Here is a 13,241-nt window from a genome sequence, read left to right as displayed (position 1 = left end):
CACGACTGGAGGGAGGGCTGCAGTGAACGGGCGGTTGGTGGTCGACGACGTCACCCCCGAGGTCAGCTCGGGCCGCCACCCGGCGAAGGCCGTCGTCGGCGAGCACGTGCCGATCTCCGCCACGGTGTGGCGGGAGGGCCACGACGCGGTCGCCGCGACGGTGGTGTGGCGCGGTCCGGGCGACCCGAAGGGCACCGGGATCCGGATGGCGCCCGCCGACGCGGGGTTGGACCGGTGGCACGCCGCGGTCGTCCCGGACCGCGAGGGCATGTGGACGTTCCGGGTGGACGCGTGGAGCGACCCGTGGACCACGTGGCGGCACGCCGTGACGGCGAAGCTGGCCGCGGGGCAGGACGCCGGGCAGCTGGCCAACGACCTGGAGGCGGGTGCCCGGCTGCTGGACCGGGCCGCCCGCCGGTTGCGCCGCCGGGCCGAGCGGCCGGTGCTGCGCGCCGCCGCGCAAGCCCTGCGGGAACGGGAGCACGGCCTGGCTCAACGGGTCGAGCTCGCGCTGTCGGACGCCGTGCGGCGCACCATGCACGCCCACCCGGTGCGCGAACTGGTCACCCGCGGCCACACCCATCACATCTGGGTGGACCGGGTGAAGGGCCGGTTCTCGGCCTGGTACGAGCTGTTCCCGCGCTCCACCGGTGGCGTGGACGCGGACGGCAACCCGCGGCACGGCACGTTCGCCACGGCGGAGCACGAGTTGCCGCGCATCGCCGACATGGGCTTCGACGTGCTGTACCTGCCACCGATCCACCCGATCGGCGAGGTCAACCGCAAGGGCCGCAACAACAGCACCACCGCGGGGCCCGATGACGTGGGCTCCCCCTGGGCCATCGGCTCACGCGCGGGCGGCCACGACGCCGTGCACCCGGACCTGGGCACGCTGGAGGACTTCCGGCACTTCGTCTCCCGCGCGAACGACCACGGCCTGGAGGTGGCGCTGGACCTGGCGTTGCAGTGCGCGCCGGACCACCCGTGGGTGACCGAGCACCCCGAGTGGTTCACCAGCCGCCCGGACGGCTCGATCGCGTTCGCGGAGAACCCGCCCAAGCGCTACGAGGACATCTACCCGCTCAACTTCGACAACGAGCCGCAGGGCCTGTACGCCGAGGTGCTGCGGGTGGTGCGGCACTGGATCGCGCAGGGGGTGCGGATCTTCCGGGTGGACAACCCGCACACCAAGCCGCCGGACTTCTGGCACTGGCTGATCCGGCAGGTCAAGCAGACCGATCCGGACGTGCTGTTCCTGTCCGAGTCGTTCACCCGGCCGGCCCGCCTGCACGGCCTGTCCCGCCTCGGCTTCACCCAGCACTACACCTACTTCACCTGGCGCACCGCCAAGGAGGAGCTGGAGGAGTTCGGCCGCGACCTGGTCGAGCACGCCGACGAGGGCACGCCGAACCTGTTCGTGAACACCCCGGACATCCTGCACGAGTCGTTGCAGCACGGCGGCCCGGCGATGTTCGCGCTGCGGGCGGCGCTGGCCGCGACGCTGTCGCCGTCGTGGGGCGTGTACTCGGGGTACGAGCTGTTCGAGCACCAGGCGGTGCGCGAGGGCAGCGAGGAGTACCTGGACTCGGAGAAGTACGAGCTGCGCCCCAGGGACTACTCCGGGGACACGTTGCAGCCGTGGCTGGCCACGCTCAACCGGATCCGGCGCGCGCACCCGGCGTTGCGGCAGCTGCGCACGCTGCGGTTCCACGAGGTCGACAACGACAACCTGATCGCGTACTCGAAGACCGACCCGGACAGCGGGCGCGCGGTCGTCTGCGTGGTCACCCTCGACCCCGACCGGCCGCAGGACGGCACGGTCACGCTCGACCCGGCCGCGCTCGGCCTGCCCGAGGGCGCCCGGTTCACCGCCCGGGACGAGGTCACCGGCGAGGTCTTCGACTGGGGCCGGTCCAACTACGTCCAGCTCGACCCGCGGCGGGCGGTCGCGCACATCGTGTCGGTGGGTGGGGTATGACCGGGATCCAGCCCCTGGGCCGACCGGGAACGGTGCGGCACGAGCGGGCGCACGCGCTGCCCGTCGACCACGAGTGGTACAAGCGGGCGGTCTTCTACGAAGTCCTCGTCCGCGCGTTCAACGACGACAACGACGACGGCACCGGTGACCTGCGAGGTCTCGCGGCCAAGCTCGACTACCTGGAGTGGCTCGGCGTCGACTGCCTCTGGCTGCCACCGTTCTACGCCTCACCTCTGCGCGACGGCGGCTACGACATCTCCGACTTCCGCGCGGTGCTGCCGGAGTTCGGCACGGTCGAGGACTTCGTGCACCTGCTGGACGAGGCGCACCGCCGCGGCATCCGGATCATCACCGACCTGGTGATGAACCACACCAGCGACGCCCACCCCTGGTTCAGGGCCTCACGGGAGGACCCGGACGGCCCGTACGGCGACTACTACGTGTGGAGCGACGACGACCAGCGCTACGCGGACGCGCGGATCATCTTCGTCGACACCGAGTCCTCGAACTGGACCTACGACCCGGTGCGCGGCCAGTTCTACTGGCACCGGTTCTTCTCCCACCAGCCGGACCTCAACTACGAGAACCCCGCCGTGCAGGAGGCGATGCTCGACGTCCTGCGGTTCTGGCTGGACCTGGGCATCGACGGGTTCCGGCTGGACGCGGTGCCGTACCTGTTCGAGGAGGAGGGCACGAACGGCGAGAACCTGCCGCGCACGCACGACTTCCTGAAGTTGTGCCGCAAGGTGGTGGACGACGAGTACCCCGGCCGGGTGCTGCTCGCCGAGGCCAACCAGTGGCCGTCCGACGTGGTCGAGTACTTCGGCGACCCCGCCGTCGGCGGCGACGAGTGCCACATGGCCTTCCACTTCCCGCTCATGCCCCGCATCTTCATGGCCGTGCGACGCGAGTCGCGGATCCCGATCTCCGAGATCCTCGCGCAGACCCCGGACATCCCCTCGCGTGCGCAGTGGGGCATCTTCCTGCGCAACCACGACGAGTTGACGCTGGAGATGGTCACCGACGAAGAGCGCGACTACATGTACGCGGAGTACGCCAAAGACCCGCGCATGAAGGCCAACATCGGCATCCGGCGACGGCTGGCACCGCTGCTGGAGAACGACCGCAACCAGCAGGAGCTGTTCACCGCGCTGTTGCTCTCGCTGCCCGGCTCGCCGGTGCTGTACTACGGCGACGAGATCGGCATGGGCGACAACATCTGGCTCGGCGACCGCGACGGCGTGCGCACGCCGATGCAGTGGACGCCGGACCGCAACGCCGGGTTCTCGTCGTCCGACCCGGGCCGGCTCTACCTGCCGGCGATCGCCGACCCGGTGTACGGCTACCAGGGCGTCAACGTCGAGGCGCAGCTCGGCACCACGTCGTCGCTGCTGCACTGGACCCGGCGGATGCTGGCCGTGCGGCGCGCGCACCCGTCGTTCGGGTTGGGCACGTTCACCGAGCTGACCTGCGCGAACCCGAGCGTGCTGGCCTACCTGCGGGTGCACGGTGACGACACCGTCCTGTGCGTGAACAACCTGTCGCGGTTCCCGCAGCAGGCCGAGTTCGACCTGTCCGACTTCGCGGGCAGCCTGCCGGTGGAGCTCACCGGCGGCGTGGTGTTCGCGCCGATCGAGTCCGACCCGTACCGGCTCACGCTGCCCGGTCACGGTTTCTACTGGTTCGCCATCCACCGCATGGGAGAAGCCCGATGACCCCGGTCCCGGTTCCCGCCGGCCCGCCGGCACCGCCACCCCCACCCGCCGGACCACCGGCCACGCCGACCGGAGTCCGATCGTCGGCAACGCCGACCGGAGTCCGATCGTCGGCAACGCCGACCGAAGACCTGCGGCCCCGCCTGGAGCGCGCCCTGGCCGCCTGGCTGCCGTGGCAGCGCTGGTTCGGCGGCAAGGGCCGGCCGGTCGACCGCGTCGACGTCGAGCAGGCCACCGAACTGGTCGACCAACGCGCGTCCGGCGGGCCGCTGGGGCTGCTGGTCGTGGCGTCGGTGCGGTTCGCCGACGGCGGTCCGGCCGAGCGGTACCAGGTGCCGATCGGCGTGCGCACGACGTTGCCGGACCGGCTCGCGCCCGCCGTGCTCGCCGGGTTCGACGGGTGCGTGGTGTACGACGCGACCGGTGACGCCGAGCTGAACTCCCTGCTGCTGCGCCTGATCGGGCAGCGGGCGCGACGCGACGACGTCACGTTCACGCCGGAGCCGTCGTTCACCGGGTCGAGCCGGCGCGGGCTGGTCGGCCGGCCGATCGGGGCCGAGCAGTCGAACACCTCGATCGTGTACGGCGACCGGTACATCCTCAAGCTGTACCGGCGGCTCGCGGCGGGGTTGAACCCGGACCTGGAGGCGCACCGCGCCCTGCGCCGGGCCCGGTCACGGCACATCGCCACGCTGCTCGGCGCGGTCGAGGGCGCGGTGGACGGCGCGCCGGCCACGTTCGGCATGTTGCAGGCGTTCGCGGCGAACGCGGCCGAGGGCTGGGCGATGGCCATGACCAGCGTCCGGGACCTGTTCGCCGACGCCACCGCACCACCCGCGTCCGCGGGCGCCGATTTCGCGGCCGAGGCGCGGCGGCTGGGTGGCGCCGTGGCGACGGTGCACGCGGACCTGGCGCGCGAGCTGGGCACGGACGTGGTGGGCGCCCGGTCGTTGAGCGACGGGATGCTCGCGCACCTGGAGTCGGCGCTGGGCGTGGTGCCACAGCTCGCGCCGCACGCCGACCGGCTCCGGGCCGCGTTCACCGCGGTCGCCGACATCCCCGGCGGGGTGCCGGTGCAGCGGGTGCACGGCGACCTGCACCTCGGGCAGGCGCTGCGCACGCCGTCGACCTGGCTGCTCATCGACTTCGAGGGTGAGCCGGCCGCGCCGATCGCGGAGCGGGTCGCGTTGCAGTCCCCGTTGCGCGACATCGCGGGCATGTCCCGGTCGCTGGACTACGCGGCCCAACACCAGCTGCGGCTGTTCAACCCCACGCCGGAGTTGCGCCGCCGGGCACGGCTGTGGACCGCGCACAACCGCGAGGCGTTCACCTCCGGGTACGCGGAGGTGGCCGGGTTCGACCCGGTCGGGCCGCTGCTGACCGCGTTCGAGCTGGAGAAGGCCGTCTACGAGACGGTGTACGAGACCCGCAACCGGCCCGACTGGGTCGACATCCCGCTGCGCGCGGTGGAGCGATCCCTCGGGCAGGCGGCCGGAGCGCCCGGAGGCGGACGATGACCGTGGAGCTGTCCATCGTGGACCTCGGAGCACCGGACCCGGAGGCCGCGGACCGGTTGCTCGCCGGGACGCACCCGAACCCGCACCAGGTGCTGGGCGCGCACCCGCGGCCGGCCGGTGCGGTGGTGCGCGCCCTGCGGCCCGACGCGGTCGCGGTCACGGTGGTGACGTCGGCCGGCGAGCGGTTCGGGCTGGGGCGGTTGCGCGACGGCCTGTTCTCCGGCGTGGTGCCGGTGCGGTTGGCGGACTACCGGTTCGAGGTGGTGTCCGCCGACCGGATCGAGCTGGTGGACGACCCGTACCGGTGGCTGCCCACCGTCGGCGAGCTGGACCTCCACCTGATCGCCGAGGGTCGGCACGAACGGCTGTGGGAGGTGCTGGGCGCGCACCCCCGTTCGTTGGGCGGCGTGTCCGGCACCGCCTTCGCGGTGTGGGCGCCGAACGCCGCGGGCGTGCAGGTGTTCGGGCTGCCGATGCGGCGGCTGGGCGCCGGTGTCTGGGAGCTGTTCGTGCCGGGTGTCGAGGCGGGTGCGCGGTACCGGTTCCGGGTGCTGGGCGCGGACGGGGTGTGGCGGGAGAAGGCCGACCCGATGGCGTTCGCGGCCCGGCTGCCGGAGTCGGTGGTCCACGCGTCCGCCCACGAGTGGGGTGACGGCTCGTGGCTGGCCGCACGGGGGGCGACGGACTGGTCGCGGGCACCGGTCTCCGTGTACGAGGTGCACCTGGGCTCGTGGAGGCCCGGTCTCGGGTACCGCGAGCTGGCCGAGGAGCTGGCCGACTACGTGACCGGCCTGGGGTTCACGCACGTGGAGCTGATGCCGGTGGCCGAGCACCCGTTCGGCGGCTCGTGGGGCTACCAGGTGACGTCGTACTACGCGCCCACCTCCCGGTTCGGCACGCCCGACGACTTCCGGCACTTCGTGGACGTCCTCCACCAGCGCGGTATCGGCGTGATCGTGGACTGGGTGCCCGCGCACTTCCCGCGGGACGAGTGGGCGTTGGCGCGGTTCGACGGGACCGCGCTGTACGAGCACCCCGACCCGCGCCGCGGCGAGCACCCGGACTGGGGCACGTACGTGTTCGACTTCGGCCGGCCCGAGGTGCGGAACTTCCTGGTGGCCAACGCCCTGTACTGGGTGGAGGAGTTCCACGTGGACGGGCTGCGGGTCGACGCGGTGGCGTCCATGCTGTACCTGGACTACTCGCGGCCCGAGGGCACGTGGGAGCCCAACGTCCACGGAGGACGCGAGAACCTGGAGGCGGTGCGGTTCCTCCAGGAGCTGAACGCGACCGTCTACAAGCACCACCCGGGCGTCGTGATGATCGCCGAGGAGTCCACCACCTGGCCCGGCGTGACCCGGCCGACCGACCACGGCGGGTTGGGGTTCGGGTTCAAGTGGAACATGGGTTGGATGCACGACGACCTGCGGTTCTTCGGGCAGGACCCGGCGGATCGCGACAGCCGGTCGGACGAGGTCGCGTTCTCGCTGTCGTACGCCTGGAGCGAGAACTTCGTGCTGCCGCTGTCGCACGACGAGGTCGTGCACGGCAAGGGGTCGCTGTGGCGCCGGATGCCCGGCGACGACCGGGGCAAGGCGGCGGGGCTGCGGTCGCTGTTCGCGTTCATGTGGGCGCACCCGGGCAAGCAGCTGCTGTTCATGGGCGGCGAGTTCGGGCAGCGGGACGAGTGGTCGGAGTTCGGGCTGGACTGGCACCTGCTGGACTCGCCCGTGCACTCGGGCGTGCGGCGGCTGGTCGCGGACCTGAACCGGGTCTACCGGGCGACGCCCGCCCTGCACCGCCGGGACACCGACCCGGACGGGTTCTCGTGGGTGCACCTGTCGGACCTGGTGTTCGCGTTCCTGCGGCACGGTGACGGCGGTGACGGCGGTGACGGCGGTGACGTGGTGGCGTGCGTGGCGAACTTCGCCGACGTCCCGCGGCCGGAGTACCGCATCGGACTACCGACGTCGGGCCGGTGGTGCGAGATCCTCAACACCGACGGCACCGACTACGGGGGCTCCGGCGTGGGCAACCTCGGCGAGGTGCTCGCGGAGGACGTGCCGTACCACGGTCAACCGGCGTCGGCGGTGCTCACGCTGCCCCCGATGGGCGTTTTGTGGCTGATGCCCGATACCTATGCGGATCGGTAATCGCGGCAGGTATTGGACCTGTCACGCTGCGCGACCATACGGTCGAGGGGCGACGAATTCCCGTACGCCGACGGAGTTCGTGACCCCTCAACCAGGAGTGAGCATGACGACGGAAGACCCTGTAGGCGTGTCCCGGGCCGAGCTGCTGCGCGGTTTCGGGATGACCGCGGTGGGGGTGGCGGCGGGCTCGCTGCTCGGCGCCGGCACCGCGACCGCCGCCCCGGACGACCGGGACCACCCGAACGTCAAGCTGATCAAGGACTACTACGCGGCCTACGGGTCGGGCGACCTGGGCAAGCTGCGCCGGTTCTTCGCCGACGACATCCGCTGGACGATCCCCGGCCACCACCCGCTGTCGGGCACCAAGGTCGGTGTCGAGGAGGTGCTGGCGTTCTTCACCGAACTGGGCAAGGCGGGTTTCCGCGCCGAGCCGATGTTCCTGGCCGCGGACGGCGACTGGGTCGTCGACCTGCACCGCGGCTGGAGCACCAAGCCGGCGGGCCTGGACATCACCTGGGCCCTGGCGTTCCGCATCCGCGGCCGGCGGATCGTGGAGGCGATCAACTTCGCCGCCGACCAGCACGCGGCCGACCGGTTCTTCTGGCAGACCTACCCGTTGGCCCCGATCCCGAGCCGGCTGGCCCGGCGCTGACCCGCCGCGCACGGACGCGGTCGGTGTGCGACCACTCCGCGGCGTTGCGGAGTGGTCGCACATCCGACGACTACCCGCGTCGAGCGGTCACGTGCGGGACCACCGCCAGGTCGGTCATGATCCGGTCCACGGCCGCGCCGAGCTTGGCGTACTTCTCGGTGTAGAGCACCGGGAAGACGCCGGGGCGGTTGGCGGGCCGGTAGGTGTCGACGTAGTCGGTGCCCAGGTTGCAGAACGCGACCACGATGTAGTTGCGCCTCTCCTTGCCCGGCAGGGATTTCACGATGCCCGCGTCGCTGCCGGTCGTGTCGACCCAGCCGGTCTTGTGGCCGAACGCCACCTCGGCGGCGGCGTCGCACGGCCGCACGTCGCTGTCGTACACGGCGGCGCCGACCGTCATCGTGCCGTCGGCCTTGATCCACCGCGACGGCGTCTTCTGCGGGATGCCCTGCACCGGGTACGCGCGCCCGCAGTGGTTCGTGGTCGACAGCATCTCGTTGTGCCCCTGGTCGCCCAGCGACTTGAGGAACTGGAGGCGGGCCGCCGGGCTGAGCACGTCGCGGGTGACCGCACGGCCCGCGTCGGTCGTCCACAGCGTGCCGGAGCCGCCGTTGACCAGCAGGAGCAGCTTCGCGGTGTCGATGCTGCTCATGTTCGACCCGATCCACCGGCCGCCGTTCTCCGGGTTGGTGCCGGTGACCATCAGCGTCGGCATGCCGAGCTCGACGAACGTGCGGTTGACCTCGTCCCACGCGCCGAGGTCGTGGATCATCTTGATCAACGCGCAGGTCGACTCGTTCTGCGACTTGGTGATCATGTCGTCGAAGTGCAGCCGGATCACCCGGCTGGACGCGGCGCCGCACACCGGGTGCTGGGTCACCGGCCGGTAGTCGTAGACCGCGTCGAGGTTCACCCGGCCCTGGTCGGCCAGCCGCAGCACGCCGAAGCCCACCATCAGCTTGAGCACCGACGCCGGGTACGGCGAGGAGAAGTCGATGGGCGCGCCCTCCCGGCCGGCGAGCACGTCACGCGTGCCCCGGCCGCCGTTGACGTCCCACTCCGTGTCGTCCCACCAGCGGTAGCGCACCTGGTCGGTGGACAGCTTCCGCTTGTCCAGCGGCACCACGACCCCGTTCGGGTACTGCGGGCTGAGCAGCACGTCGGCCATCGCGACCGGTCGGCCGAAGCGGTCGAGCTCGATCACCGCGAGGTCCATGTTCGGCATCTGGTGCAGCGGCCGGGCCGCGGCGGCGCCCAACCCGGCGGTGGCGGCCTCCCCGGGCGGCAGCGGGTCGTACTTCTCCGGCGCGCCCGCCTTCGACGCCGCGACCAGTTCCGGTGGCGTCAGGTCGAGCACGTCCTTGAAGTCCTGCGCCACCACGGCCTGCCGCAGCGATTCGGCCAGCCGAGCGCTCACGTCGGTCTGCGCGCCCGCGGCCGACACCGTTGTCACGGCGCCGACCAGCGCCGTCGCCGCCGTCAACGCGGTGGCGGTGAGCAGCCTGCGTCGGAAGGATCTCATTGCACTCCCCCATGAGGTGATCCGTCTGCGCCACCGACCGTAGAGCATTCGTCGCATTCGCGTGACGGGCCCCGATGACCGGTCCGGACGACCGGCGGTCACCTGAACGTGGTCAGGAACTGGTCGCGGAAGGTGTCCATGGGCCGCACCGGCGCCTGCGGCCCGGGCTTGAGGCCGTCGGTCCAGCCCCAGCCCGCGGTCCGGTCCAGCACGGCCGGGTCGCGGGCCACGACGGTGATCGGCACGTCCCGGCCCGCGTCGGGTCCGGTGACGAACGGCGCGGGCTGGTGGTCGCCGAGGAACACGAGCACCAGGTCGTCGTCGCCGTAGGTCTCCACGTAGGACACGAGGGTGTTCAGCGAGTACTCAAGGGTCCGCGCGTAGTCGCCGCGCACCAGCGCCGGGTCGCGGCCGAACATGTCCTCCGCGGGTGCCTCGCCCGAGGCCATCGACCCGAACACGGAGCCGTCACCGAGGCGGTCCCAGCCGATGGTCGTCGGCGCGGGCGACCACGGCGCGTGGCTGGACAGCAGCGGGATCACCGCCATCACGGGCGGGTGCTCCGCGTCGCGCTCGAACTGCTGGAACCTCGACATGGTGAACTCGTCGGGCGTGGTCGCGTAGCCGAAGCGCGGCCCACGGTAGCCGAGGTCGTCGAACGAGTAGATCCGGTCGTAGCCGAAGAACCCGCCCTCCGGCCAGGTCTGGGTGATGCCCGGCATCACGCCGACCGAACGCCAGCCCGCGCGCCCGAACGCACCGCCCAGGGTCAGCCGGTCGCTGCCCAGCAACGTGCGGTAGCGCTGCTGGTTGTCGATCCACAGCCCGGACAGCAGGGTGGCCTGGGCCAGCCAGCTCCCCCCGCCCGCCGTCGGCGAGGTGAGGAACGCGCTGCGGGCGCCGTACCCGGCGTCGGCCAGCCGCCGCGTGCCCACGTCGAGCACCGCGCCGACGTGCGGCGCCAGGTCGGGGTGCTGCACCGCCGAACGCCCGTAGCTCTCGACGAACGCCACCACCACGTCCTTGCCGCGCAACGAGGTCAGCAGCTGCTCGCCCGCCGCGCCACCGAACGCGTCCACGGCGGACTCCGCCAGGAAGTCCTCCCGGTCGCGCAACCCGGCCTGCACCCGGCGTGCCTGGTCGTAGACGAACTCCGCCGTGCTGTGCGACGCGATCGGACCGCTCGGCGCGACCCGCAGGCCGGGCGCGGCCAACGTGATCCACACGACCGCGAGGACGGCCACCGCGCGCGTGACGGACTGCCGGTGCCGACCCACCACCCAGCTCAGCCGCAACGCGGAGCGCGCCGTCAGCACCACCACCGCGCCGGCCAGCAGCACGGCCGCCGCCACCGCCGCCACCGCCGCGAACCGCCCCGCCGTCACGTCCACGTAGTCCACCGCGGGCACCAGCAACGGCCAGTCCAGCACCAGGTCGAACGGCCGGTGCAGCACCGCGTCGAAGCCGATGTCCAGCAGCTTCACCACGAGCAGCACGCCGAGCACCGCGCCACCGAGCGGCGCCAGCACCCGCCCCGCGCGTTCGGGCAGCACGAGCACCAGCACCACGCCGAGCAACCCCTCCACCGGCAGCCGCAGGAACGTGGCCGGCGTCAACGAGTCGAAGTCGCTGGGCATCGCCAAGGCCGACAACACCAGTAGGGCGGCCAGCGCGGTAGCCGTGCCCCGACGGCCCCGGCTGCCCTGGCTGCCCTGGCTGCCCTGGCTGCCCTGGCTGCCGCGACGGTCCACGACGTCCTCGGTCATGCGGTCCCTTCCGATCGCCCTGTCGGGTAGAACGCACGCACGCCCACCGGCGGTTCAGCCGTAGGTACGGTGGGCTCGTGACTCGCCCGTACGTCCTGCTCAGCGTCGCCGTCAGCGTGGACGGCCACATCGACGACCGCGGCGCGCAACGGTTCCCGCTGTCCAACGCCGAGGACTTCGACCACGTCGACCGGGTGCGCGCGGAGTCCGACGCGATCCTGGTCGGCGCGGTGACGATCCGCCGCGACAACCCGCGCCTGCTGGTGAACCGCGCGGACCGCCGTGCCGCCCGCGTCGCCGAAGGCCGTCCCGAGCACCCGGTGAAGGTGGCCGTGACGGGCAGCGGCGACCTCGACCCGGCGCTGGCGTTCTGGCACCACGGCGGCGGGAAGCTCGTCTACACCACGGACTCCGGCCGGCGGCGCGCCGAGCCGGTCGTCGGCCGGCTCGCGGAGGTGGTGTCCCTCGGTCCGGCCGTCGACTTCGGCGCGCTGCTGGACGACCTCGGCGCACGCGGCGTGGACCGGCTCATGGTGGAGGGCGGCGGCACGATCCACACCGCGTTCCTGTCCGCCGGGCTGGCCGACGAGATCCGGATGGCCGTGGCGCCGATGCTGATCGGCCAGGCCGACGCGCCGCGGTTCGTCAACCCGGCCGAGTTCCCCGGAGGGCCCGCCCGGCGGTTCCACCTGGAGGACGTGACCAAGCTCGGCGACGTGGCCGTGCTGCGCTACTTCCCGAAGCTCTGAAGCAGGGTGCGGACGGTGTCGCGCCGAAACCACGCCACCACGGCGGCCAGCGCGAGCAGCACCGCGGGCAGCACGGCGCCGTCCGGGTCGTTCAGGACGACCAGCTCCGTGGCGACCGCGCCGGCCATCACGCCCACCAGGCCCAGCGCGGCGAGCCCGCACAGCCGCGGCACGAGCAGGCCGAGCGCTCCCGCGATCTCCAGCACACCGGTGACGTACCGCAGCCACTGCCCGGAACCGATCTTGTCGAACTTGCCGACGAAGTCGTCGCCGAGCAGCGACACCCCGCTGTAGACGAAGTACGCGGCCAGCAGCACCTGCACCACCCACAGGGCGATGTTCCCGACACCGCGACCGACGTCCGTTCGAGCTGCGTCAGACATGGCTGACTCCTTCCACCGATGCGGGAGCATTGCGCCACAACCAGGCGATGTCACGCCCGAACGACCACCCGAGCGAGGCGAGCGCCAGTCCTACCAGGACACCGGGGTGCGGCAGCAGGCCGGACGCGGCGACGACCAGTGCGATCCCCTGCACGGCGGCCACCACCTTGCGGGCGTGGCTGGGCGGCAACGCGCCCCTCAGCCAGGCCAGACCCCAGGAGGCCGCGACGAACGCGTACCGCAGCGCGCCCACGACCAACACCCACGGTCCCAGCGCGAACGCGACGTGCACGCTCAGCACCAGGATCAGGAACGCGTCGACCTCCATGTCGAACCGCGCGCCCATCGCCGACGTGGTGCCCGTGCGGCGGGCCACCTGCCCGTCCACGAAGTCCAGCGCCAGCGCGACCGCGGCGAGCACGACGAGCAGCGCCGTCTCGTGGCCACCGGCGGCCACCAGCGCCGTGACGCCGCCGACCAGCAGGCCCCTGGCCGACGTGACCCGGTCGGCCGGCCCGAGCACACCGCGCGCCGACCGCCGCACCGCGCCGCCGAGCAGCGCCTGCGCGACCGCCGCGTGGGCGATGCCCACGAGCCACCCGAGCGCACCCAACCCGACCGTGGCCTCCAGCACGCCGAGCAGCACCACCTGCGCACCCGCCCACGCCGCGGGCTCCGCGTTGGATTGCGCCGCCTCCGGCGTCGCGGGCGAGGTCGCCGGGAAGTCGGTCGTTCGCGCCTCATTCCCCGACGATCGAAAAGCGTGATCGCCGGGAAGTCGGTCGTTCGCGCCTCATTCCCCGGCG

At 72.3% G+C, this 13,241-nt stretch carries 10 protein-coding genes; 6 read left to right on the top strand and 4 right to left on the bottom strand.

Annotation, left to right across the window (positions count from 1 at the left end):
- Positions 1-22 precede the first annotated feature (22 nt).
- The 5 genes from AB0K14_RS10445 to AB0K14_RS10425 all read left to right on the top strand — a co-directional run bounded on the left by AB0K14_RS10445 (position 23) and on the right by AB0K14_RS10425 (position 8,015).
- On the top strand, positions 23-1,978 hold the full coding sequence (locus AB0K14_RS10445) for a maltotransferase domain-containing protein (protein ID WP_360466122.1): 1,956 nt from the start codon (positions 23-25) through the stop codon (positions 1,976-1,978).
- On the top strand, positions 1,975-3,693 hold the full coding sequence (treS, locus tag AB0K14_RS10440; RefSeq protein WP_364337856.1) for a maltose alpha-D-glucosyltransferase: 1,719 nt from the start codon (positions 1,975-1,977) through the stop codon (positions 3,691-3,693). The genes AB0K14_RS10445 and treS overlap by 4 nt, the downstream gene beginning before the upstream one ends.
- Positions 3,690-5,210, top strand: a complete 1,521-nt coding sequence (locus AB0K14_RS10435) for an aminoglycoside phosphotransferase (RefSeq protein ID WP_360466449.1) — start codon at positions 3,690-3,692, stop codon at positions 5,208-5,210. The genes treS and AB0K14_RS10435 overlap by 4 nt, the downstream gene beginning before the upstream one ends.
- Positions 5,207-7,363 (top strand): 1,4-alpha-glucan branching protein GlgB, encoded by a 2,157-nt coding sequence (gene glgB, locus AB0K14_RS10430; RefSeq protein WP_360466446.1) that lies wholly within the window; start codon positions 5,207-5,209, stop codon positions 7,361-7,363. The genes AB0K14_RS10435 and glgB overlap by 4 nt, the downstream gene beginning before the upstream one ends.
- Positions 7,364-7,466: 103 nt before the next feature.
- Positions 7,467-8,015, top strand: a complete 549-nt coding sequence (locus AB0K14_RS10425) for a nuclear transport factor 2 family protein (RefSeq protein ID WP_360466444.1) — start codon at positions 7,467-7,469, stop codon at positions 8,013-8,015.
- 70 nt (positions 8,016-8,085) lie between these two features.
- Here the strand turns inward: AB0K14_RS10425 and AB0K14_RS10420 are convergent, their stop codons facing one another.
- Both AB0K14_RS10420 and AB0K14_RS10415 read right to left on the bottom strand, forming a co-directional pair.
- Positions 8,086-9,537: a serine hydrolase gene (locus AB0K14_RS10420; RefSeq protein WP_360466441.1), complete on the bottom strand. Its 1,452-nt coding sequence runs from the start codon at positions 9,535-9,537 to the stop codon at positions 8,086-8,088.
- Between the two features lie 98 nt (positions 9,538-9,635).
- Positions 9,636-11,303 (bottom strand): sulfatase-like hydrolase/transferase, encoded by a 1,668-nt coding sequence (locus AB0K14_RS10415; protein WP_360466439.1) that lies wholly within the window; start codon positions 11,301-11,303, stop codon positions 9,636-9,638.
- 77 nt (positions 11,304-11,380) lie between these two features.
- On the opposite strand from AB0K14_RS10415, the gene AB0K14_RS10410 reads away from it, so the two are divergent.
- Positions 11,381-12,052, top strand: a complete 672-nt coding sequence (locus AB0K14_RS10410) for a dihydrofolate reductase family protein (RefSeq protein ID WP_360466436.1) — start codon at positions 11,381-11,383, stop codon at positions 12,050-12,052.
- On the opposite strand, the gene AB0K14_RS10405 is transcribed toward AB0K14_RS10410, so the two are convergent.
- Together AB0K14_RS10405 and AB0K14_RS10400 are read right to left on the bottom strand one after the other, a co-directional pair.
- Positions 12,034-12,435, bottom strand: a complete 402-nt coding sequence (locus AB0K14_RS10405) for a DoxX family protein (protein ID WP_360466433.1) — start codon at positions 12,433-12,435, stop codon at positions 12,034-12,036. The two genes, AB0K14_RS10410 and AB0K14_RS10405, sit on opposite strands and share 19 nt — an antisense overlap.
- Positions 12,428-13,084 carry a CDP-alcohol phosphatidyltransferase family protein gene (locus tag AB0K14_RS10400; RefSeq protein WP_360466455.1) on the bottom strand — a complete coding sequence of 219 codons (657 nt, stop codon included), beginning with the start codon at positions 13,082-13,084 and terminating at the stop codon, positions 12,428-12,430. Before AB0K14_RS10400 ends, AB0K14_RS10405 begins: the two co-directional genes overlap by 8 nt.
- Positions 13,085-13,241: the final 157 nt, after the last annotated feature.

Source organism: Actinosynnema sp. NPDC050801 (assembly GCF_040673975.1).
Lineage (GTDB): Bacteria > Actinomycetota > Actinomycetes > Mycobacteriales > Pseudonocardiaceae > Actinosynnema.
Note: the sequence above shows the minus strand (reverse complement) of the source record. Positions and strands in the feature narration are given on the sequence as shown.